19 protein-coding genes are annotated in these 22,508 nt (G+C 67.0%); 7 read left to right on the top strand and 12 right to left on the bottom strand.

Annotated features, from left to right (window positions below):
• Position 1: 1 nt before the first annotated feature.
• From PEM_RS02605 to PEM_RS02590, 4 genes are all read right to left on the bottom strand, one after another.
• Entirely contained in the window at positions 2 to 1,045 is a 1,044-nt protein-coding gene (locus tag PEM_RS02605) for an SPOR domain-containing protein (protein ID WP_069138935.1), read from the bottom strand.
• Between the two features lie 80 nt (positions 1,046 to 1,125).
• On the bottom strand, positions 1,126 to 2,397 hold the full coding sequence (folC, locus tag PEM_RS02600) for a bifunctional tetrahydrofolate synthase/dihydrofolate synthase (protein WP_111128350.1): 1,272 nt from the start codon (positions 2,395 to 2,397) through the stop codon (positions 1,126 to 1,128).
• A 41-nt stretch (positions 2,398 to 2,438) separates the two neighbouring features.
• Complete coding sequence (locus PEM_RS02595; RefSeq protein WP_005415444.1) at positions 2,439 to 3,083, bottom strand: histidine phosphatase family protein; 645 nt, start codon at positions 3,081 to 3,083, stop codon at positions 2,439 to 2,441.
• Positions 3,084 to 3,283: 200 nt separating this feature from the next.
• Positions 3,284 to 5,446, bottom strand: a complete 2,163-nt coding sequence (locus PEM_RS02590) for a S46 family peptidase (protein WP_111128349.1) — start codon at positions 5,444 to 5,446, stop codon at positions 3,284 to 3,286.
• A gap of 308 nt (positions 5,447 to 5,754) precedes the next feature.
• Here PEM_RS02590 and tdh point away from each other — a divergent pair, with 308 nt between their 5' ends.
• Positions 5,755 to 6,777 carry an L-threonine 3-dehydrogenase gene (gene tdh, locus PEM_RS02585; protein WP_005415442.1) on the top strand — a complete coding sequence of 341 codons (1,023 nt, stop codon included), beginning with the start codon at positions 5,755 to 5,757 and terminating at the stop codon, positions 6,775 to 6,777.
• A 185-nt stretch (positions 6,778 to 6,962) separates the two neighbouring features.
• On the opposite strand, the gene PEM_RS02580 is transcribed toward tdh, so the two are convergent.
• A complete protein-coding gene (locus PEM_RS02580) occupies positions 6,963 to 7,658 on the bottom strand; it encodes a TorF family putative porin (RefSeq protein ID WP_005415441.1) in 696 nt (231 codons plus the stop codon).
• A gap of 205 nt (positions 7,659 to 7,863) precedes the next feature.
• On the opposite strand from PEM_RS02580, the gene kbl reads away from it, so the two are divergent.
• Positions 7,864 to 9,072: a glycine C-acetyltransferase gene (kbl, locus tag PEM_RS02575; RefSeq protein ID WP_005415440.1), complete on the top strand. Its 1,209-nt coding sequence runs from the start codon at positions 7,864 to 7,866 to the stop codon at positions 9,070 to 9,072.
• An 89-nt stretch (positions 9,073 to 9,161) separates the two neighbouring features.
• Here the strand turns inward: kbl and PEM_RS02570 are convergent, their stop codons facing one another.
• The 4 genes from PEM_RS02570 to PEM_RS02555 all read right to left on the bottom strand — a co-directional run bounded on the left by PEM_RS02570 (position 9,162) and on the right by PEM_RS02555 (position 12,225).
• Positions 9,162 to 9,497 (bottom strand): hypothetical protein, encoded by a 336-nt coding sequence (locus tag PEM_RS02570; RefSeq protein ID WP_005415439.1) that lies wholly within the window; start codon positions 9,495 to 9,497, stop codon positions 9,162 to 9,164.
• Between the two features lie 84 nt (positions 9,498 to 9,581).
• On the bottom strand, positions 9,582 to 10,388 hold the full coding sequence (locus PEM_RS02565) for a pseudouridine synthase (protein ID WP_162911571.1): 807 nt from the start codon (positions 10,386 to 10,388) through the stop codon (positions 9,582 to 9,584).
• Positions 10,389 to 10,408: 20 nt separating this feature from the next.
• On the bottom strand, positions 10,409 to 10,915 hold the full coding sequence (locus PEM_RS02560; protein ID WP_005408235.1) for a hypothetical protein: 507 nt from the start codon (positions 10,913 to 10,915) through the stop codon (positions 10,409 to 10,411).
• A gap of 218 nt (positions 10,916 to 11,133) precedes the next feature.
• A complete protein-coding gene (locus PEM_RS02555) occupies positions 11,134 to 12,225 on the bottom strand; it encodes an OmpA family protein (RefSeq protein WP_005415437.1) in 1,092 nt (363 codons plus the stop codon).
• Between the two features lie 357 nt (positions 12,226 to 12,582).
• Between PEM_RS02555 and PEM_RS02550 the strand changes: the two genes are divergently transcribed.
• The 5 genes from PEM_RS02550 to PEM_RS02530 all read left to right on the top strand — a co-directional run bounded on the left by PEM_RS02550 (position 12,583) and on the right by PEM_RS02530 (position 18,147).
• On the top strand, positions 12,583 to 13,602 hold the full coding sequence (locus PEM_RS02550) for a zinc-binding alcohol dehydrogenase family protein (RefSeq protein WP_053501218.1): 1,020 nt from the start codon (positions 12,583 to 12,585) through the stop codon (positions 13,600 to 13,602).
• A gap of 158 nt (positions 13,603 to 13,760) precedes the next feature.
• A complete protein-coding gene (locus PEM_RS02545; RefSeq protein ID WP_005415435.1) occupies positions 13,761 to 14,393 on the top strand; it encodes a membrane protein in 633 nt (210 codons plus the stop codon).
• A gap of 271 nt (positions 14,394 to 14,664) precedes the next feature.
• The gene (locus PEM_RS02540; RefSeq protein ID WP_111126944.1) at positions 14,665 to 16,695 is read left to right on the top strand and encodes an NADPH-dependent 2,4-dienoyl-CoA reductase; all 2,031 of its coding nucleotides are present in this window, start codon (positions 14,665 to 14,667) and stop codon (positions 16,693 to 16,695) included.
• Positions 16,696 to 16,992: 297 nt separating this feature from the next.
• Positions 16,993 to 17,451 (top strand): cell wall hydrolase, encoded by a 459-nt coding sequence (locus PEM_RS02535; RefSeq protein WP_111126942.1) that lies wholly within the window; start codon positions 16,993 to 16,995, stop codon positions 17,449 to 17,451.
• A gap of 84 nt (positions 17,452 to 17,535) precedes the next feature.
• Entirely contained in the window at positions 17,536 to 18,147 is a 612-nt protein-coding gene (locus PEM_RS02530; protein WP_111126940.1) for a glutathione S-transferase N-terminal domain-containing protein, read from the top strand.
• 93 nt (positions 18,148 to 18,240) lie between these two features.
• Here PEM_RS02530 and PEM_RS02525 read toward each other — a convergent pair whose 3' ends face one another.
• The 3 genes from PEM_RS02525 to prpE form a co-directional block, all read right to left on the bottom strand.
• On the bottom strand, positions 18,241 to 19,296 hold the full coding sequence (locus PEM_RS02525; protein ID WP_111126938.1) for a suppressor of fused domain protein: 1,056 nt from the start codon (positions 19,294 to 19,296) through the stop codon (positions 18,241 to 18,243).
• Between the two features lie 46 nt (positions 19,297 to 19,342).
• The gene (locus tag PEM_RS02520) at positions 19,343 to 19,846 is read right to left on the bottom strand and encodes a hypothetical protein (RefSeq protein ID WP_005415431.1); all 504 of its coding nucleotides are present in this window, start codon (positions 19,844 to 19,846) and stop codon (positions 19,343 to 19,345) included.
• A gap of 214 nt (positions 19,847 to 20,060) precedes the next feature.
• Positions 20,061 to 21,941 carry a propionate--CoA ligase gene (prpE, locus tag PEM_RS02515; RefSeq protein ID WP_005415430.1) on the bottom strand — a complete coding sequence of 627 codons (1,881 nt, stop codon included), beginning with the start codon at positions 21,939 to 21,941 and terminating at the stop codon, positions 20,061 to 20,063.
• Positions 21,942 to 22,508 lie beyond the last annotated feature (567 nt).

Below are 22,508 nucleotides of genomic sequence, written 5' to 3'. Positions count from 1 at the left end.
GTCATGGGTGCGGTCGGACCATGCCGGCGACGCCAACCTTGGCGGCGACCTGCGCCTTCAGCTGTTCGGCGTCAGCCCGGTTGGCCACCGGTCCGACACGGACGCGATGCAGGGTGCCCTTTTCGGTACGCACCTGCTCGACGAAGGCGCTGAAGCCGGCAGCACGGACCTTGTCACGCAGCGCATTGGCATCGCTGGCCTGGCCGAACGCGCCCAGCTGCACGGCGAAGCCGACGCCGCTGGCCGCCGGTGCAGCCGGCGTGGCCGGTGCCGTCGCCGGCTTGCTGGCGGTGGCCTCCGGCTTCGGCTCGGGCTTCGGGGTTTCGGGCTTCGGCGCCGGCTTCGGCGGCTCGGGCTTGGCCGCCGGAGTGGCCGTCGCAGTCGGCGTACTCGGCGGCAGGCTTTCGCTGCGCACCGGGTTGCTGCTGGCGGACGGCGAGGTGGCTGCGGACGGGGTACTGGCGCTTGGCGTAGCCGGTGCCGGGGTAGCTGCCACCGGGGCGCTGCTGCCCGTTGCGGCATCCAGAGTGATCACTTCGGCCTTCACATCGGCGCGGATCTTCACCGCCTGCAGCCGGGCCGCCTCGGCCTGTGCACGGTCGGCATACGGCCCCACGCGCACACGCCATGCCTGACGGCCGTTGATGGTAGTCGCTTCTGCGAAGCCCGGCAGCTGCGAGCGCTGCAGGTAGGCGATCACGGCATCGGCGTCGGCCTTGCTGCCGTATGCGCCGAAAGTGACGGCGTAGTTGCCGGCGGCAACCGCCGGGGACGTGTCCACGGTCGGCGGCGTGGCCGGCGTGGCGGCCTCCTGCAGCGGCTTGGCCTGCCCGGTCTGCAGGCCGGTAGCCCCACCGGCCGGGGCCACCAGCGGCAGTTCACGGGTTTCGAACTGGCCATCGGCCGGTGCATCCGGCGCGGCGATCGGCACCGAGGCCACGCCGCTGTCCGGTGCAGGCCCCTTGACCAGCATCGGCAGGAAAATCACGGCCAGTGCAACCAGCACGATGGCACCAATCAGACGCTGTTTCAGAGGCGTATCCACGTGAGGCGGCAACTGTCCGGAGGTTGCGGTCGATTATACGGGTGCCGGACCGGACGGCGTCGGGATTGGCTGAACGTGGCTCAGGCGCTGCCCTGCAACCACTGCAACGCGGCGGCAGCGGTATGGAAGGAGCCAAACACCAGTACGCGTTCACCGCGCTCGGCCCGGGCCAGTACCTGCGCCAGCGCCTGTTCGACCGAAGCGGCCAGCTGCGCGCTGCCAGCAGCGGTCTCGGCCAGGCGCGCCTGCAACTGGGCGGCACTCTGGCCGCGCGGGCCGTCCAGGCCGGCAAGGGTCCACTCGCCAACCACGCCCTGCAATGCCTGCACCACACCCGCCGCGTCCTTGTCCTGCAATGCGGCATACACCGCCAAGGTGCGCCCGGCCGACGCCTCGGCCTTCAGCGCGCGCGCCAGCTGGCCCGCCGCCTGCGGGTTGTGCCCGACGTCGACGCGGATCTGCACACCGCCACGCTCGAACGCCTGCAGGCGGCCCGGAATGCGCGCCGCCGCGATACCGGCGGCCCACGCCGCGCGCGGCACCGGCTTGTCCAGCGCGCGCAGCGCGGCGATGGCCGCACCGGCATTGGCCAGCTGGATCGGGCCGGCCAGCGCCGGGGTCGGCAGCTCCATGCGCAGGCCGACATCGCGCCAGCGCCAGCGCTGGGCGTCGATCGGCTCGTAGAAGTAATCACTGCCGCCGCGGATCGCGTTGGCACCGACCAGGTAGGCACGCGCGAGCACGCTCGAGGGCGGGTCGGTCTCGCCCAGGATCACCGGCTTCCAGCCGCGGATGATGCCGGCCTTCTCGGTGCCGATCGCCTCGCGGTCCTCGCCCAGCCATTCGGCGTGGTCGATGTCCACGGTGGTGATCACCGCCACGTCGGCATCGACGATGTTGACCGCATCCAGGCGGCCGCCCAGGCCCACTTCCAGCACCGCCAGGTCCAGCCCGGCGTCGGCGAACAGCTGCAGCGCAGCCAGCGTGCCGTACTCGAAATAGGTCAGCGTGGTCTCGCCACGCGCGGCCTCGACCGCACTGAACGCAGCGACCAGCGCGGCATCGTCCACGTCCTGGCCGTCGATGCGCACGCGCTCGTTGTAGCGCAGCAGGTGCGGCGAGGTGTACGCGCCGACCTTCCAGCCGGCGGCACGTGCAATGGCTTCGATGAAGGCCACGGTGGAGCCCTTGCCGTTGGTGCCACCGACCACGATGGTGCGCTTGGCCGGCGCCCCCAGGCCCATCGCCGTGGCCACGGCGCGCACGCGCTCCAGGCCCATGTCGATGCTCGCCGGATGCTGGCGTTCAATGTAGTCCAGCCAGTCGGCCAGGGTGGTCGGGGTGTTCGTCACGGCAGCGGTTCCAGCAGAAGCAGTTGGTGCGAGGGGATCGATCAGAGTGCGCGGTGCTTGGCTTCGCCGAAGAACGGCGTGTGGTGGGCGCAGTCGTTCAGGCGCACCACTTCCAGGCTGTCAAGGTCGGCGCCTTCGAGCAGGTTGAGCGTGGTCGGTGCCTGGCGGAAGGTCCACAGGCGGGAGATCGGCAGGCCCAGCACCTTGCACAGGATCACGCGGTTCACCGCGTCATGGGCAACCACCAGCAGGGTGTCGTGCTCGCCGAGGCCGTCGGTGGCGCGGGCCAGGCCGCGCCAGCTGCGCTCCAGCACCAGGCGCAGCGATTCGCCGCCGGGCATCAGCACGGTATCCGGCTCCTCGCGCCAGGCCTGCAGGCGCGACGGATCCTTCTCGTGGATCTCGCTGGCCAGCAGCCCTTCCCATTCGCCGTGGGCGATTTCCTGCAGTTCCGGCTCGGTCAGCAGCATGTCGGCACGGGCGGCGCCAAGCGCCAGCTGCGCGGTGCGCTGCGCGCGCGACAGCGGCGAGGCGACGGCACGGGTGATGTCGACCGAGGCCAGGCGGGCACCCAGTGCCTGGGCCTGGGCTTCGCCGATCGGCGACAGCGGGATGTCGATCTGGCCCTGATAGCGGCCTTCGGCGTTCCACGGCGTTTCACCGTGGCGGGCAAGCAGGATGCGCATGCGTGCAAGGGGTCCTGGGGGGAGGAGGTTCCCGCGTTTCGTTCACATCCTGTGAAGTGCGCGGAACACGGATGATACCTGTTCGGCGCGCCGGGTCGGGGCGGGCATGAAAAAACCCCGCGACGTGGGTCGCGGGGTTTCGGAATTCCCGGCCATCGGGTCGGGTTTGCCGGCCAGCGGCCGGCACTACCGCAACCGGTTTATTTCGCCAGGTTCAGTTCCTTCAGCAGCTGCGGCGCCGGCGCCACTTCCTGCATGATCCACTGCATGTAGCGGCTGTCGACGGCGATCATGCGGGTCATCACCGGGTCGAACACCCAGTTGGAGCTGACCGATTCCCAGTTGCCATCGAATGCCAGGCCGACCAGCCTGCCGTTGGCGTCCAGCACCGGCGAACCCGAGTTGCCGCCGGTGATGTCCAGGTTGGACAGGAAGTTCACCGGCACCGAACCGATGCGCTTGTCTTCCAGGCCGCCATAACGCTTGGCCTTGACCGCATCGAGCAGCGCCTTCGGCGAATCGAACGGATCTTCACCGGTTTCCTTCGCCACCACGCCTTCCAGGGTGGTGAACGGGGTGTACTTCACGCCGTCCTTGCCGTAGCCCATGACGTTGCCGAAGGTGATGCGCAGCGACAGGTTGGCGTCCGGGTAGACGAACTCGCCCTGGCTCTTCTTGTAGTCGGCCACGGCCTGCAGGTACAGCGGACGCGCGGTCAGCGATTCACCTTCGCGGATCTTCTTCTGCTCTTCCTGCTTCAGCAGTGCCGGCATGACAGCCACGGCGTACTGGATGGCCGGATCGCTGCTGGCTTCGAATGCGGCACGGTCGGCCTTGAACCATTTCAGGCGTGCGTCCAGGCTGCCGAGCTCGGTGCCCGACAGCTTGCCCACCAGCGCCTTGACTGCGTTGGCATCGCTACCGGCCAGCCACTTGTTCAGCACTTCATTGTCGCGCTGCGCGGCCGGCAGGGCCACGTACTGCTCCAGCCAGTAGGCCTGCAGCTGCTGGTCCATCTTCGCCACATAGCGGCGGTCCATCTGCTTGAGGCCACCTTCGATGGTGGTCAGGTCGCGTTCCTGGTAACCGGCTTCGCGCTCGGCATCCGGCTTGCTGCGCTCGATCGACAGGCGGTACAGGGTGATTGCCGCACCAACGGCCGAGGTGTTGTTGAACTGCCCGACGAACAGGTCGCGCTCGCGGGTCGCCTTGCTGGTATCCAGGTGCTTGACCAGCTGCGCGTGCGCCGCCAGGGCCGGCTTGCCGGCGGCACCCTGCTTCTTCAGCCAGGCCAGCACGGCAGCTTCTTCAACCTGCTTCTGGCCGGCGGCGTCGATGCGCTTGAAGCCTTCCAGCTGGCCCAGGTAGTTCTTGGCCACGTTGTTCATGCTGGCGGCGGTGGCGGCGTACTTCACCTTGACGTCGGCGTCGGCCTTGCCGGCGTCGGCGATCATCTTCAGCACGGCGTTGTAGTGCTTGGCGATGGTCGGGTAGGTGAAGCTGGCGGTTTCGTTGAACTCACCGGCCAGCGCGTAGCGGTTGGTGCGGCCCGGGTAGCCGGCCACCATCACGAAGTCGTCGGCGCCCAGCGGCTGGTCGGCGAACTTCAGGAAGTGCTTGGGCTGGTACGGCACGTTGTCGGCGGCGAAGGCGGCCGGCTTGCCATCCTTGCCGACGTAGGCGCGGTAGAACGAGAAATCGCCGGTGTGGCGCGGCCACATCCAGTTGTCGACGTCGCCGCCGAACTTGCCGACGCTGCCCGGGGGCGCGTAGACCAGGCGCACGTCCTTGATTTCCATGTTGCGGAACAGGCGATAGGTGTTGCCGCCGGAGAAGCTGTACAGGCGGCAGCGGAAGCCGGCATCGGCTTCACAGGCGGCAACCTGGGCCTTGTCGAAGGCGTCCAGCGCGCGACTGCGGGCCAGCGGGTCGTTGCCTGCGGCGGCGATGGCGGCCTTGGCCTGGGCGGTGACGTCGGTGATCTGGTCGAGCACGAACACGCGGGCGTTCGGGCCGGCGCTCAGTTCATCCTTCAGGGTCGGTGCGTTGAAGCCGTCCTTGATCAGGTTCTTCTGCGCGGTCGAATTCAGCTGGATGGCGCCATACGCGCAGTGGTGGTTGGTGACCACCAGGCCCTGCGGCGAGACGAAGCTGGCAGTGCAGCCCCCCAGCGCAACCACCGCACCCATCGGGTCACCGGTCAGGTCGGCCAGCTGCTCCGGGGACAGCTTCAGGCCGGCCTTCTGCAGCGGCCCGGCAATTTCCGGCAGCTGCTGCGGCACCCACATGCCTTCTGCGGCGTGGGCGACCTGGACCAGCCCAAGGCTGGCGACGATGGAGAATGCAAGCAGGTTCGAGCGCATGGAGCGGCCCCTGGTAGTGGAACCCTCGATTGTAGCCCGCCGCCCTGCCCCGGCCCGAACCCCGGAAGTCATGGGCCTGCTTCTTGCTCTGCGCACATCGGCCGCGCACACGGAATCGTCCAGAGGGGGCGTGGTCACCCTGCCCCGGAATCAGGGAGGCGCTGCTGTTCGCAGTACGTTCGAAACGCCCGCCGGCGCACGCCTTTCGTTCCGCCACTGCACCCGCAGCGCAACATGGGAAATCCGCGCGGCACCCTATAATCCGCGCTTTCCCCCTGATGAGTTCCACCCCGATGGCGCAGCAAACGATGAAGGCCCTGGTCAAGCGCGAAGCAGCCAAGGGCATCTGGATGGAAGAGGTTCCGGTGCCGACTCCGGGCCCCAACCAGGTGTTGATCAAGCTCGAGAAGACCGCGATCTGCGGTACCGACCTGCACATCTACCTGTGGGACGAGTGGAGCCAGCGCACGATCAAGCCGGGCCTGACCATCGGCCATGAATTTGTCGGCCGCATTGCCGAAATCGGCCCGGGCGTGACCGGCTACGAGATCGGCCAGCGCGTCTCGGCCGAAGGCCACATCGTCTGCGGCCACTGCCGCAACTGCCGCGGCGGCCGCCCGCACCTGTGCCCGAACACCGTCGGCATCGGCGTCAACGTCAATGGTGCCTTTGCCGAATACATGGTGATGCCGGCCAGCAACCTGTGGCCAATCCCGGACCAGATCCCGTCGGAGCTGGCCGCGTTCTTCGACCCGTACGGCAACGCAGCGCACTGCGCACTGGAATTCGACGTGATCGGTGAGGACGTGCTGATCACCGGCGCGGGCCCGATCGGCATCATCGCTGCCGGCATCTGCAAGCACATCGGTGCGCGCAACGTGGTGGTGACCGACGTCAACGACTTCCGCCTGAAGCTGGCCGCCGACATGGGCGCCACCCGGGTGGTCAACGTCGCCAACCAGTCGCTGAAGGACGTGATGAAGGAACTGCACATGGAGGGCTTCGATGTGGGCCTGGAAATGAGCGGCAACCCGCGTGCGTTCAACGACATGCTCGACTGCATGTACCACGGTGGCAAGATCGCCATGCTGGGCATCATGCCCAAGGGTGCCGGCTGCGACTGGGACAAGATCATCTTCAAGGGCCTGACCGTACAGGGCATCTACGGCCGCAAGATGTACGAGACCTGGTACAAGATGACCCAGCTGGTGCTGTCCGGCTTCCCGCTCGGCAAGGTGATGACCCACCAGCTGCCGATCGACGACTTCCAGAAGGGTTTCGACCTGATGGAAGAAGGCAAGGCCGGCAAGGTCGTGCTCAGCTGGAATTGACCCGAAGGGTCAATTCCCCCGCATGTTTCCTTATCCCCGCGCCTTTGGCGCGCCCCCTTGAACAACAAGGGGGCTCTCCCCCGGATGGGATCAAGAACACCGCGGAACTGAAAAAGGCGCCCGATGGGCGCCTTTTTCGCAATGCGTGCCAGGCAAGCCTGGCACCTACCGTAACGCCTGCGGCGTTACTTGCCGACGGCCACGCTCAGCATCACCCGGCTGTGTGCCAGCTTGCCCGAGTTGTCACGGCCGTTGCCGTCGGTACCGTAGTAGCCCAGGCCGACGTTGAACAGGCCGAACTGGCGGCTGACGCCGACGTTCCAGTCGGTGTAGTCCTTGGCCAGGCCCTTCTCGAAGCTGCTGCGGCCGACATTGGCGTTGAGGGTGAAGTCACGCGGCAGGCCCCACTGGCCGCCGACACCGTAGTACCAACCGTCGGTGCCGCTGTTCCACTGGTCATTGGTGTAGGCCACGGTCAGCTTGTAGGTCTCATCCAGCGTGGTGGTGGTCACCAGCTCGTTGTAGTTCTGGTTGCTGGCACCGATGTAGGTATAGCGGTTCAGCAGCACATCGAAGTTGACGCGCGGGGTGACGTCCACGCCGTAACCGATCTGGTAGTCGACCTCGGTGTTCGGGTCGCCCGGACCAAAGTCCACGCCCGACCCCCAGACACCGGCATACAGGCCTACCGGCGAGGTGTAGGTGAAACCGGCCTGCAGGGTCGGCTTTTCGTCGGTCTGCGAGACACCACGGAACAGGTAGTCCGACACGGCGGTGACGTTCCAGCTGTACGGCGATTCGTTTTCCTGGGCACTGGCGGCGAACGGGGCAGCCAGGGTCAAGGCAGCGGCAATGGCGAGGCAGGCACGGGCGTGCTTCATGAGCGTCTCCGGTGGGGGCGGTGGCGTGGAAGGCCGAGGGCGGGCGTATCGGCCGGAACCGGACAGCTCCGGTTCACGAATTTTTAACCACTTTGCTATTGCGATGCAACATGTGCCGGCCGTGGCGATGCCCCGCCCGGGCCGGTCGGCAAGCGGCGATGCCCGTTAGAATCAGCGGTTTCCCGTTCAGAGCCGTGCCCACGCCATGACCGACGCCTCCTCCGCCCTGACCCGCCACTACGCCGAGGAACTGGACGCCATCCGCGCCCAGGGCCTGTTCAAGTCCGAGCGGATCATCACCAGCCCGCAGTCGGCCGAGATCACCCTCGACGACGGCCGCAAGGTGCTGAATTTCTGTGCCAACAACTACCTGGGACTGGCCGACCATCCGGACCTGATCCAGGCCGCCAAGGACGCACTCGATACCCACGGCTTCGGCATGGCCTCGGTGCGCTTCATCTGCGGCACGCAGGACCTGCACAAGCAGCTGGAAAAGCAGATCGCCGACTTCTTCGGCAAGCAGGACACCATCCTGTACGCGGCCTGCTTCGACGCCAACGGCGGCCTGTTCGAGCCGCTGCTTGGCGAGAACGACGCGATCATTTCCGATGCACTGAACCATGCTTCGATCATCGACGGCGTGCGCCTGTGCAAGGCCAAGCGCTTCCGCTACGCCAACTGTGACATGGCCGATCTGGAAGCCCAGCTGCAGGCCGCCGATGCCGCCGGCTGCAAGACCAAGCTGATCACCACCGACGGCGTTTTCTCGATGGATGGCTTCATCGCGCCGCTGGACGAGATCACCGCGCTGGCAAAGAAGTACAACGCCCTGGTGCACATCGACGAATGCCACGCCACCGGCTTCCTTGGCGCCACCGGCCGCGGCTCGGCCGAAGTGAAGGGGGTGCTGGAGAAGATCGACATCATCACCGGCACTCTGGGCAAGGCCATGGGCGGCGCACTGGGCGGCTTCACCTGCGCCAGCGCCGAGGTGATCGAACTGCTGCGCCAGCGCTCGCGCCCGTACCTGTTCTCCAACTCGCTGCCGCCGCACGTGGTGGCCGCCGGCATCAAGGCGTTCGAAATGCTGGCTGCCGCTGACGACCTGCGCAGCACCCTGGCCGAGAACACCGCCTACTTCCGCGAGAAGATGACCGCCGCCGGTTTCGACGTGAAGCCGGGCGTGCATCCGATCAGCCCGGTGATGCTGTATGACGCACCGTTGGCGCAGAAGTTCGCCGAGCGCCTGCTGGAAGAAGGCATCTACGCGATCGGCTTCTTCTTCCCGGTGGTGCCCAAGGGCCAGGCCCGCATCCGTACCCAGATCAGCGCCGCGCACAGCCGCGAGCACCTGGACCGGGCGATTGATGCGTTCACCCGCATCGGTGTCGAACTGGGCGTGGTCAAGGGCTGATCACGGCCGGGGTCGGATCCCTTTCCGCAGGAAAGGGCTCTGACCCCGCACGGTCAAAGCGTGCCGACCGAGGTCGGCACCCACTGGCGTCACTTCTTTTTCTTCTTGCCCTTCGGCTCTTCCTTGCTGGCCACCACTACCGGCTTGGCGGCAGCGTCCTGGCCATTGCCCTTGGCAACGCGGATGCCGTTGGCCTTCATCCAGGCATCGAACTCATCGGCGGTCATCTTCTTGTCGCCGTTGCTCATCAGGAAGCGGTAACTGCCGCGACCATCCAGCTCCGGGGTCTTCACTTCCACCACCGGGGTCTCGGCAGGCGTTTCCGCCTTGGCCACCTTCTTGTGGCCGCCGCAGGCGGCCAGCAGCACCATCGGCAGCAGCAGGCCTGCACAGCGCAGGGTTTGATTGAGGGTCGGGTGGTACATGGCAGGCTCCGTTCGGGAATGTCGACAGCCAGGCGCCCCCTACGCCTGGAACGGCGGCCGGCAACTGCCGGCCACGGGCGATGATCAGCCCAGTGCAGCGGCCCCCAGCCGCTGCTGGTCGCTGACCTGCAGAACCCGCCACTGGCCCTTGCCGAGATCGCCGAGCACCAGCCCACCGATCGCGACCCGGACCAGGCGCAGCACCTGCAGGTCGAAGGCCGCCAACAGGCGGCGGATATGGCGGTTGCGGCCCTCGTCGAGGACCACCTCCAGCCATGCGGTCTTGTCGCCACTGCGCAGTACGCGCACGGCACGGGCGGCGAGGAGCTCGCCCGCGTCTTCGACACCGGCGCGCAGCGCGGCCAGGGTGTCCTCATCGGGCAGACGATCCACCTGCACGTGATAGGTTTTCTGCGGGCCGGTCTCCGAATCGGTCAGGTGCGCCGCCCACTGCGGATCATTGCTGAACAACAGCAAGCCTTCGCTGGCCTTGTCCAGGCGCCCGACCGGCGCGATCCACGGCAGGCCGGCACCATCGAAGCAGCGATACACGGTGTCGCGACCACGCTCGTCCTGCGCCGTGGTGACCACCCCGCGCGGCTTGTTGAGCATCAGGTACAGGCGCTGCGGCGCCCCCATCGGCTGGCCGTCGACCTCGATCGGCGGGGGCGGACTGGCAATCGGGAACTCGGGATCACGAACGATGCGGCCGGACACGCGTACGCGGCCCTCGGCAATCCAGCGCGCGGCCTCGCTGCGCGAGCACACACCCGCCTTGGACAGCACGCGCGCCAGGCCATGGCGCACGCCACTGGAGACATCCGGAGTCGCACGCCCACGCGGTGCGCGGGAGCGGGCGGCGGGGGCGGCAGGTGGGCGGCGCGTGCGCAAGCCTCTGCTCCCCGCGGCGCTTACTTCTTGTCGACCGGCTTGGTCTCAGCCGGTGCTTCGGCCGGGGCCGGAGTGGCGGCCGGAGCCGGACGCGCCTTGACCACGCGAACGCCGCGCGCCTTCATCCAGGCGTCGAACTCTTCGGCGGTCATGCGCTTGCCGTTCTGGCTCATGTCGAAGCGCCAGGGCGTGTTGTCGAATTCGGTCTGCGGCTTGTAGGCCGCCGGATCGTTCGGCTTCACCGCCGGTGCGCTCGGAATGGCCTTGGCGATGTTCTGGCAGCCGTCGATGCGCAGGCGCTGCAGCACCTGGTCCAGCGACTGCGACGGATCGTAGTTGCTGCTCAGCACACCGGCCGGCATGCCCAGCTGGTTGCCACGGATGTACAGCTCGTCGGCCACTGGCGCGATGGTCGTGGCCGGCAACGGCAGCGGCGAGGCGCTGGTGTTGACCGAGCAATCGACCGCAGCGTGGGCGGCGGGAACCAGGGCCAGCGCCAGGACGGCGGCCGATGCAGAGCGCAGCATGAGGGGCATCCACGGAAGGAAGTGACGCGGCGAGTTTAGCAATGCCGCGTCAGCTTTCAAGCGCCACTTTCAATGAATACGACAACTTATTGGTTTTACGGACAAAAGACCGACGAACGGTTGCCTTGCCCCGTCACAGGCGAGCGTCCTGCCCGCAGAAACAACAAGACCCGGCCGAAGCCGGGTCCTGCTGTGTCCTACGGGCAGAGCGTCAGAACTTAGTTCTGGACGTTCAGCTCGGTACGACGGTTCTTGGCGCGACCTTCCGGGTTGTCCGAACCATCCGGGTTGGTGTTCGGAGCAATCGGACGGCTCTCGCCGTAGCCGATCGGGCCGACCAGGCGACCGGCGTCAACGCCGTTCTTGGTCAGGTAGTTGTACACGGCGGTAGCACGACGCTCCGACAGCTTCTGGTTGTAAGCGTCGGTACCCTTCGAGTCGGTGTGACCGGCAACTTCAACGCGCAGATCCGGGTAACGCTTCAGGATCTCGGTGGCTTCGCTCAGGATCGCCACGGCGTCCGGACGCAGGTTCGACTTGTCGAAGTCGAAGTTGACGCCCTTCAGGTCGATGGAGACCGGAACCGGGCAACCGTCCGGACCGATGGTCTGACCCGGCTGCGAGTTCGGGCACTTGTCGTCGCAGTTGTTGACGCCGTCACCGTCGTCGTCCAGGTCGGCGCAGCTCGGGGCAACCGGAGCCGGAGCCGGAGCAGCCGCGACCGGAGCCGGGCCCAGCGGGATCACGACGCCGACCGAAGCCAGCACGTCGCCGAACCAGCTTTCGTCACGTGCGGCGATGCTCTGGTCGTCGAAGTCAGCGCGGTAGGCCACTTCGGCGCGGACAGCAACGCGCTTGTCGAAGGTGGTCTGCAGGCCGACGCCCAGCTTGGCAGCAACATTGCCGTCCTTACGCTGGCGCGGGCCGTTGTTGTCGAGCGCAGCGTACTCTTCTTCCGACTTCTGGTAGCCCAGGCCACCGACGATGTACGGGTTCCAGCCGCGGCCTTCCTTGATGAAGTGGCGACGCAGGTCCAGCGAGATGCCGTACTGCGACCAGTTCAGGTCCTGGTTGCTGTCGAAGTTCGGGTTCTGGTAGTTCAGCTCACCGTCCAGCGACCAGTTCGGGCTGATGAACTTACCCAGGCCCAGGGTCACGAACGGAGCGTCATTGGTCAGACGGTCGCTGTCCTGGAAGTTGAAGCCGGCCGAACCGGTCAGGTACCAGCGGTCATCGAACTCCTGCGCAGAAGCTGCCTGGGCGAAAGCCAGGCCGCCCAGCAGCGCGGCAGTAAGGATCTTCTTGTTCATTGAATACAGCTCCTATTTCGGGGGTATGAAACCGGTAGAGGCATGGGCCAGCACTAGTGCGTCGATGTTCGACAGCCGATTCAGCACGCCACCGCCGCGAACATTATGCTCAGGCGGGTGAAGGCCATGTTAACAGTCCCGTAACATGTGAAGTGTTGCGCCCGACCGTCCACCGGTCCGACGTTGAAACCCTATACAGGATGATGAAAATCCGCAAGACCCACACGCTGCAAGGGTTTGACGGGGTTTAGGTGCGAGAAGCGACATATTGCGCAACGTGCTGCATCACACGGTTCAGCGCGTCTGAGGAAACGTGAGGAACCTTATGATGGGATCACGAACCCAGCCGGAGCCGTGATGAAAGCCGTCGCCCTGAGTCGTGAATACGCGCCCGCCCTGCGTGATGTCCTGCTGCCGCCGCCGCTGCCTCCTCGCGGCCGCGATCTGCTGGTGCGGATCGAAGCGGTTTCGGTCAACCCCGTCGATGGCAAGCAGCGGGCCGCCACCGATCCGGCCACCCTTGAGGTTCCCCGGGTGCTCGGCTGGGACGCAGCCGGCGTGGTCGAAGCCATCGGTGACGAGGCCAGCCTGTTCGCCTCCGGTGACGAGGTCTACTTCGCCGGTGACGTGACCCGACCGGGCTGCAACGCCCAGTACCAGTGGGTTGATGAGCGCCTGGTCGCGCGCAAGCCGACCACGCTCGATTTCGCTGAAGCGGCCGCGCTGCCGCTGACCACTCTCACAGCCTGGGAACTGCTGTTCCAGCGCATGCCGCTGCAGCTCGATGGCCGCCGCCACGTGGGCCAGCACCTGCTGGTGATCGGCGGCGCCGGCGGCGTCGGCTCGATGGCGATCCAGCTGGCACGCCATGCCGGTTTCGAGGTGATCGCCACCGCCTCGCGCGAGGCCTCGATCGACTGGTGCCGACAGATGGGGGCCGCGCATGTGATCGACCATCGGCAGCCACTGCAGCCCCAGTTGCAGGCGCTGGGCATCGATGCGGTGCAGGTCGCGCTCAATCTGGCCGACACCGACCACTACTGGGATGAACTGGGCCAGCTGCTGGCACCGCAGGGCCACGTCGGCCTGATCGTCGAGCCGCGGGGTGCACTGCGCATCGGCGATCCCTACAAGGCCAAATGCATCGGCATCCACTGGGAATTCATGTTCGCGCGTTCGCGCTTCGCCACCGCCGACTGCATCGAACAGCACCGCATCCTCAGCCGTGCGGCCAGCATGATCGATGCCGGCCAGCTGCGCGGTACGCTCAATGAGACGCTGGGCACGATCAATGCGGCCAACCTGGACATCGCGCATCAGCGCCTGGCCAGCGGGCGCACGGTGGGCAAGCTGGCGCTGGTCGGCTGGGACGACTGACGCCGCAGTGCGGAGCCGATCAGGGGCTCGGCTCTACACCACAGCCTCTACGCGGGATCGACGCTACCTGTAGCGGCGGATTGGCCGGCATCTGTATCTATGGATGACGCAGAAACGGCGATACGGTGGAAACAGATCCCCGCCCCCCCCGGACCGCCATGCCCACCGCCCTGCCCTTGCGCCTGCTGCAATTGATCACCGGCCTGTTCCTGTACGGCTTCGGCGCCTCGCTGATGATCCGCGCCGCCATCGGCGTGGCACCCTGGGATGTTCTGTCGCAGGGCATCGCCGCGCAGACGCCGCTGTCATTCGGCCTGGCAACCAATGCCATCGGTGCATTGGTGCTCCTGCTGTGGTGGCCCCTGCGGCAGAAGCCGGGCCTCGGCACCGTGCTCAACGTGATGCTGATCGGCCCCTCCGCACAGTTCGGGCTGTGGCTGCTGCCGCCGGCCGTCGGCCTTGGCTGGCAGGTGGCGATGTTCTGTGCCGGCATGCTGCTGGTGGCGCTGGCCACCGGCCTGTACATCGGTGCCCGCCTTGGCCCGGGGCCACGCGATGGCCTGATGACCGGTCTGCATGCCCGTACCGGCTGGCCGATCTGGAAGGTGCGCAGCCTGATCGAAGGCAGCGTACTGCTGCTGGGCTGGTGCCTGGGCGGCAATGTCGGCCTCGGCACCCTCGCCTTCGCCCTGCTGATCGGGCCGCTGTGCGGAGTGACGCTGGGCTGGTTCGGGATCGGTCGGCCTGCTCCGGTAGTGCCGGCCGCTGGCCGGCAACCGCAATCGCCCTGAGTTGACCGGAATGCCCGCCAGCGGCCGGCACTACCGCCCCCGGAGTTCGGGGGCAGCGCCGCAGGCGCGGGGGGGTTGGAGGCCGGTGAGTGGGGCCCGCGATTCGCGCAGCGAAACGCGGGAGCGACAGCACGCATGTGCCGAGCGCACCCGGCCAGCGGCCGGCACTACCAAACCGTCAGACAGCGGCCAGCCCTCCCAAAGAAGCGGCCCTTGCCCCGGCCGCCGTTTCGCGGCACGCTTCGCGCTTCCGTACGCAAGCGTATCGACCATGTCGCCAGCCAACGAAAGCGCCTATCCCCACCTGTTCGCCCCGCTGGATCTGGGCTTCACCCAGCTGCGCAACCGCGTCCTGATGGGTTCGATGCACACCGGCCTGGAAGATCGCGCCCGCGACTTCCCACGGCTGGCGGCCTACTTCGCCGAGCGCGCCGAGGGCGGCGTCGGCCTGATCGTCACCGGCGGCTTCGCGCCCAATGTGGTCGGTTGGCTGAAGCCATTCGGTGGCAAGCTGTCCTGGCCCTGGGAAGTGCGGCCGCACCGCCAGCTCACCGCCGCCGCGCACCAGCACGGCGCGAAGATCTGCCTGCAGTTGCTGCATGCCGGCCGCTATGCCTACCACCCGTTGTCGGTGGCACCGTCGAAGCTGAAAGCACCGATCAACCCGTTCACCCCGCGCGCATTGTCGGCCAGCGGCGTAGAGCGCCATATCGCCGACTACGCTCGCAGCGCGAAGCTGGCCCGCGAGGCCGGCTACGACGGCGTGGAAGTGATGGGCTCGGAGGGCTACCTCATCAACGAGTTCATCGCCCCGCGCACCAACAAGCGCGCCGATGCCTGGGGCGGCGACGCGCGCCAGCGCATGCGCTTCGCGGTCGAGATCGTGCGCCGCATCCGCGAGGCCTGTGGCCCGGACTTCATCATCATCTACCGCCTGTCACTGGTGGATCTGGTCGACGACGGCAGCGACTGGGACGAGATCGTTCAACAGGCGCAGGCGATCGAGGCGGCTGGCGCAACGATCATCAATTCCGGCATCGGCTGGCACGAAGCGCGCATTCCGACCATCGCCACCTCGGTGCCGCGCGCGGCCTTTGCCGGCGTCACCGCCAAGCTCAAGCCGCATGTGAAGGTACCGCTGGTGGCGACCAACCGCATCAACATGCCCGACGTTGCCGAACGCATCCTGGCCGGTGGCGGCGCCGACATGGTGTCGCTGGCACGCCCGCTGCTGGCCGACCCGCAGTGGCCGAACAAGGCCCGTGCCGGCCGCGCGGAGGCGATCAACACCTGCATCGCCTGCAACCAGGCCTGCCTGGACCACGTGTTCGAGAACAAGCTGGCCAGCTGCCTGGTCAATCCGCGCGCCGCCCACGAGACCGAGCTGGTCTATCGTCCCACTGCTACGCCGAAGAAGGTTGCGGTGGTCGGCGCCGGCCCCGCCGGCCTGGCCTGCGCCACTGTCGCTGCCCAGCGTGGCCACCAGGTCACCCTGTTCGATGCCAATGATGAGATCGGCGGCCAGTTCAACGTGGCCAAGCGCATCCCCGGCAAGGAAGAGTTCCACGAGACCCTGCGCTACTTCCGCCACGCGCTGCAGGAGACCGGCGTACAGCTGCGCCTGGGCACCCGCGTCGACGCTTCCCAACTGGCTGGCTTCGACGAGGTGGTGCTGGCCACCGGCATCACCCCGCGCAAGGTCGATTTCCCCGGTGCCGATCACGCCAAGGTGGTGAGCTACCTGGACGTGCTGCTGGGACGGGTCGAAGTGGGCGCCAATGCGGCGATCATCGGCGCCGGCGGCATCGGCTTCGATGTCGGCGAATTCCTCAGCCACGCCGGTGAATCCCCCTCGCTGGATCCGCAGCGCTGGATGGCCGAATGGGGCGTGGACCCCAGCTTCGAGGCACGCGGCTCGCTGGGTCGGCCCGAGGTCGAGCCGTCACCGCGACGCTTGTGGCTGCTGCAGCGTAGCCCGGGCAAGCCGGGCGCGCGGCTGGGCAAGACCACCGGCTGGATCCATCGCGCCGCGCTGAAGGCCAAGGGCGTGCGCATGCTCGGTGGCGTCGAGTACCTAGGGGTGGACGACGAGGGCCTGCGCATCCGCGTGGACGGCAGCGAACAGCTGCTGCCGGTCGACCATGTGGTGATCTGCGCCGGGCAGGAACCGAACCGCACGCTGCAGGCCGAACTGCAGGCGGCCGGCATCAACGCGCAGCTGATCGGCGGTGCCGACGTCGCCGCCGAACTCGATGCGAAACGCGCCATCGACCAGGGCAGCCGGGTCGCCGCCGCGCTCTGATGAGCGCCTGAATGGGGGACGGAATGTGATTTCCGTCACCCCGGTTGAACCTGAATGTCAAGCCGAGCGGTTCACGATGCGTTCGGCTATGCCCCCCTACCTTGCGCCATCTTTCCGCTCACCAGCCAGTTTCCGGTGAGCCGGCGCAGTCCCCACGATCGGTACTGATCGTTTCTTTTGGGGCTGCCCACGGGGCGGCCCCGATGGCCGCCTCCCCATGACGCCAAGTCGTCCCCCACCTCCTGTCGCCCCGCGGCCGGAACCGGAGGGTGCGGCCCATACGGAGCAAGGAGTTATATGAAACTGGCCTGGATTCTCTGGCTGTCGCAGTTGTTGCCTCAGCCGGCCGCTGATTCACTGTGTTTGAGCACCACCGTCTACCTGGAAGCCCGCGACCAGACCCTGCGCGGTCAGCAGGCTGTTGCCGAGGTCGCCCTGCGCCGTCTCGACAGTGGCCTGTGGGGCGACTCGATGTGCCAGGTGGTCACCGCGCGCAAGCAGTTCGCACCGACCATCGTCCCCCCCGGCACCCAGCTGGGCAATGACGCGGCGTGGAGCGAAGCGATGAACGTGGCCTTCGACGCCGAGCGCAACTGGGCGCTGCCGGCCGGCGAACGCCGCGAGATCGTGCCCGGTGCCAGCCACTTCGCCGCGCTGTCCATCGCCAGCCCGAACTGGCGCAACGCCTACCAGGTGGCGACCATCGGCGATCACACCTTCTACAAGGTGCAGAACCTCAAGCCGCGGCAATCGTAACGATCCGTGCTGGCGGCAGCGTTGCCGGCCGCCGCCGGGCTCTGGGATAGTGGGCGTTTCCCGCCCGCATCACCTGGAGTTCCCATGAAGCTGTACAGCAAGCCCGGTGCCTGTTCCACCGCCGACCACATCGCCCTGCAGTGGACCGGCCAGCCGTTCGAGGTTGAACTGCTGAACAAGGACACCCTGAAGGGTCCGGAATTCCTGAAGATCAATCCGGCCGGTGCCGTTCCCGCACTGGTCGACGGCGACTTCGTGCTGCTGCAGAACGCCGCGATCATGGGCTACATCGCCGACAGCTTCCCGCAGGCCGGCCTCGGCGGTGATGGCAGCTCGCGCCAGCGCGCCGAAGCCACCCGCTGGCTGGCCTTCGTCAATTCCGACGTGCACCCGGCCTTCTCGCCGCTGTTCGCGCCGGGCAAGTTCATCGCCGACGAGAGCCAGTACGACGCGATCCGCGCCGCCGCGCACAAGCGCCTGCGTGGCCTGTTCGAGACCGCTGACAGGCAGCTGGCCGACAAGCCCTGGCTGGCCGGCTTCCGCAGCTTCGCCGACCCGTACTTCTACATCACCCTGCGCTGGGCCGCCGGTACCAAGGTTGATCTGTCCGGCCTGGACAACCTGGCCGCCTACAAGGCACGCATGGACGCTGATGCCGGCGTGCAGGCCGCGCTGAAGGCCGAAGGCCTGGCCTGACCTTGGTCAGGGGTCAGAGCCGTTCGCGTGGCGAACGGATCTGACCCCATCGGCTACCAGGCGGCTCCGCCCCCCTCGATTTCATTGGTGCGATCAGCCGATTTGGCGGATCACTTCCCCCTTGGCATCGCGCAGGCAGGTCGGCACCACCTCGATACGCAACCTTCCTGCCAGCGGGTAGACCCCGCGCTCGGCGTGCACCCCTGCCAGGGCCTGCAGGCCCGCCTCGTCCAGTGACCAGCGCGCGCTGTCGGCGGATACGTCCGCCACTTCACCGCCCCCGTCCGCGATGAACTCCCACTGCCGCTCGCGGCTGACCAGTTCCAGCGATCTGCCGTGGCGCAGGCGCAGCGGCAGCAGTTCGCACACGCTCGCCACCTGGCCGGCGCCAAGCACCAGCGTGATCATGCCCGCCTCCTGGCGCCAGTCCAGTGTCTCGATGAACAACATGCCGGTGCTGGAGCCTTCGCGCTCGCTGCCGGCCCGCACCTCTGCCGCCAGCGCAGGGTCCTCCAGCAGGTTGCCGCGGTGCAGGTCGCTGACCCACAGCGGCATTGCCGGCTGCAGCGCCTGCAGCACGCCGCGCGTAGACCAGCGCTTGACCGCCTCCATTTCCTCATCGGTCAATCCAACCAGCTGCAGGAACTGCAGGTGGCCATTGGCGGTGTCGCGTGCCGGCAACTGCGGGTCGGCAATGAAGGCCAGGTGGCACAACCGCGTGTCGGTCTCCAGTGCGATCGGGCCGTTGGCATTCAGATGGTGGCCATCCTCGAACACGTTGCCGCTGCCGAACACATAGCGCGCCAGGTTCTGCAGCAGGTTCATCGGCCACACCGGCGGCGTGCTGTCGGCGTTCTCAGCGGCTTCGGCAGCGAGACGGAACGTCAGCTCGAAACCATAGCCGCTGGCGGCAGCATCACTGCTCTCCTTGGCATACAGCTCGGAGAAACCGTAGGTGATGTAGTGCCAATGCGGAACCGGCGCATCCGCCCAGTACACGCTGATGCCATCCAGCGGATCCTGGCCGCCGAGCGTGTAGGGAAGCGCGGTGCCGTAGTGTCGCGGCTCCTGCCCGGCATACAGCGGCGAAAGCGCCGCATTGATCGCGTCCCAGCCGGGGGTGTCGGTGTCATCGTGGTCGTCCTGCACGCGGAACTCCTTGTGGGGAAGTGAACCGATCACTTTACGCGGTGGCTCAGGCCTGCACGACCTCTTTGCCAGCGTTTACTACGGCGGACTGGGTTTCCTGCCACCAGCGCTGGGCCAGCGCCGGGCTGCGCGCCTTGCCCACCGCCGCCAGCAGTTCCGGGCAAAGGCGTTCCAACGCCAGCGCATCGGTGCAGCGTTCGATCTTCAACTGCATGAAGTAGCCCTTCAGCCCCAGATGGCGCCGCACCGCCTCGCTCATCGCGTCGTACAACTGCTGGTACAGCGCCGGGTCCTGTTCGCGGCCGGTGCTGATGCCACGCGCCGGAGCGGCCTCTACGCTCCCGCCGATCACCTCGATCAGTCCCTGTGCGGCCAGCTGCTCCAGTGCATCCGGAGGTGCGCGCAGGCCATCGAACAAGCCGCGCAGTTCGGTGTCATCGCGATGGCCATCGACCATCAGCAGGATTGAACGCAGTGCCGCCGGCAGGCGCCGGCCACGGTCTTCGATTTCCTGACGGCCAGCAGCCGTCTTGGCGTGCAGCAATGCCATTGCATCCCCCTCCCTTGATGCGCCATGCCGGCGCACCCTCACGGGCACGCCCCCCTGTGTGCCACCCCTGGGCGGCGCGCGCATTCCCCGGCGCGCACCGCGTGTTGCAGGTCGATGACAGGGCGAGCTTAGCGCAAGTGCAGCGGGTAGTGCCGGCCGCTGGCCGGCAACCTCGGGATTGAGGGGGGGCCGGCCAGCGGCCGGCACCACCGGATCAACGGCCCAGCGCGCGGCGGATCTCTTCCAGCGCGCTGGGGTCGTCCAGCGTCGACAGGTCGCCCGGGTCACGCTGCTCGGCCAACGCCTGCAACGAGCGCCGCAGCAGCTTGCCCGAACGGGTCTTGGGCAGCGCGTTGACCACGTGCACATGCGCCGGGCGCGCGACCGCACCAAGCGAAGTCGTCACCGTCGCCATCATCTCGGCCACCACCGGCGCCGGATCCTCGCCTTCAAGCCCCTGCTTGAGGGTGACGAACACCAGCGGCACCTGCCCCTTCAGCTCGTCCTTGACCCCGATCACGGCAGCCTCGGCCACGCGCGGATGGCTGGAGATGGCCTCCTCGATCTCGCGCGTGCCCAGACGATGCCCGGCCACGTTGATCACATCGTCGGTACGGCCGAGGATGAAGGTATAGCCATCGTCATCGCGGATCGCCCAGTCCAGCGAGCTGTACAGCAGTTCCTTGAAGTGGCTGAAGTAGCTCTGCAGGAAACGGCTGTCGTCGTTCCACACCGTGCTCATGCAACCCGGCGGCAAGGGCGGCGACACCACCAGCACGCCCTTCTGCCCCGGTGCCACTTCCTCGCCGGTGTTCTCGTCGATCACCTTCATCCGGTAGCCGAGATTGGGGAAGCCCGGTGAACCGAAGCGCACCGGCTTCATCTCCAGGCCCGGCAGCAGGGTCAGTGCCGGCCAGCCGGTTTCGGTCTGCCAGTAGTTGTCGATGATCGGCTTGCCCAGCGCTTCGCTGATCCAGTGCGCGGTGGGCTCGTCCAGCGGCTCTCCGGCCAGGAACAGATACTTCAGGGCGCGCAGGTCGTGGCGATGGATGAAGTCCGCGTCATGCTTCTTCAGCACGCGGATGGCGGTGGGTGAGGAGAACATGGTGCGCACGTTGTACTGTTCGCACAGCGCCCACCAGATACCCGGGTCCGGATTCGTCGGCAGCCCCTCGTACAGCAACGAGGTGCAGCCACCGATCAGCGGGCCGTACACGTTGTACGAGTGGCCTACCGCCCAGCCGACGTCGGAAGTGGAGAACATCACCTGGCCCGGCTTGCAGTCGAACACGGTCTCCATCGACTGCGCCATCGCCACCGCGTAACCACCGACATCGCGCTGCACGCCCTTCGGCTTGCCGGTAGTACCGGAGGTGTACAGCAGGTAGCTCGGCTCGCTCGCTTCCAGCCACTGTACCGGCACATCGACCTCACCAACCTGTGCACGCAGCGCGGCGTAGTCCACGTCGCGACCCGGCACGCGGGGTTCGGCGGCATCCAGCCCGCGCGACACGATCAGCACGTGTGGTGGCGGCGAAGCTGCTTCGGCGCAGGCCGCGTCGACCATCGGCTTGTACGGAATCAGCTTGCCACCGCGCATGCCGGCGTCCGCTGCGATCAGCAACTTCGGCTTCGCATCGTCGATGCGCAGCGCCAGGTTGTGCGCGGCGAAGCCACCGAACACCACCGAGTGCACCGCACCGATGCGCGCGCAGGCCAGCATCGCGAACACGGCTTCGGCCATGTTCGGCATGTAGATCACCACGCGGTCACCGTGGCCGACGCCGAGATGCTTGAGCACGGCGGCGAAGTCGTTCACTTCGCGATACAGCTGGCGATAGGTGATCTCGCGGGTGCTGTTGGTTTCGGTGGAAATCGCAACCAGCGCGAGCTGGTCGGCGCGCGTTGCCAGGTGGCGGTCGACGGCGTTGTAGCAGAGATTGGTTTCGCCGCCGACGAACCAGCGCCGGAACGGCGGGTTGCTGTAGTCGAGCACCTGCTGCGGCGGTTTGTGCCAATGGATGCGCTTGGCTTCCTCGCCCCAGAAGGCCTCCGGCTCGTCGATCGAGCGACGGTAGGTTTCCTCGTAGTTCATGACGCAGCCCTCCCAGACAAAGTCATGGGTTCGAGGATAGTCCGGCGCTGGCGCGCGGGCCGCCCTACCTTGGTAGGGGGTGGGTTTTTCATGCAGGGCTGCGCCCTGCACCTGCAGAAGCCGAAGCCGAAGCAACAGCAGAAGCTGGCTTACTTGGGGATGGCGGGGTGGGTCCGGTGGCGGGAGACGCCGTAAACCCCTCCATGGGGGCTTGGCCGCGGCATCCATGCCGCGGACACTCCCGCCACCGGACCCACCCCGCCTTCGACAGATTCCGCGATCTGTCGGAACGGCATATTGTTCTGGTAGGTGTCGACCTTGGTCGACACGATAGATCCACGCCATGCGTGAATGATTCATTCGATATCTGACAGAAAAAGCGTGTCGACCAAGGTCGACACCTACCAACAGCTGCGCGGAACAACGGCCACCGTTACCAACAGCCGAGTGAACCTGTCGAAGGTGGGGCGGTGTCGGAGTGCGGGGTGTCAGCCGCATGGATGCGGCTGCCAAGCCTTATCTGATGGAAATCTGTCAGCGTAGGTGTCGAGAGCCGGCGTGGGCCGC

The organism is Stenotrophomonas sp. Pemsol (assembly GCF_003586545.1).
Taxonomy (GTDB): Bacteria; Pseudomonadota; Gammaproteobacteria; order Xanthomonadales; family Xanthomonadaceae; genus Stenotrophomonas; species Stenotrophomonas sepilia.
The sequence above is the reverse complement of the archived record's forward strand: the minus strand, read 5'-3'. Positions and strand labels throughout refer to the sequence as shown.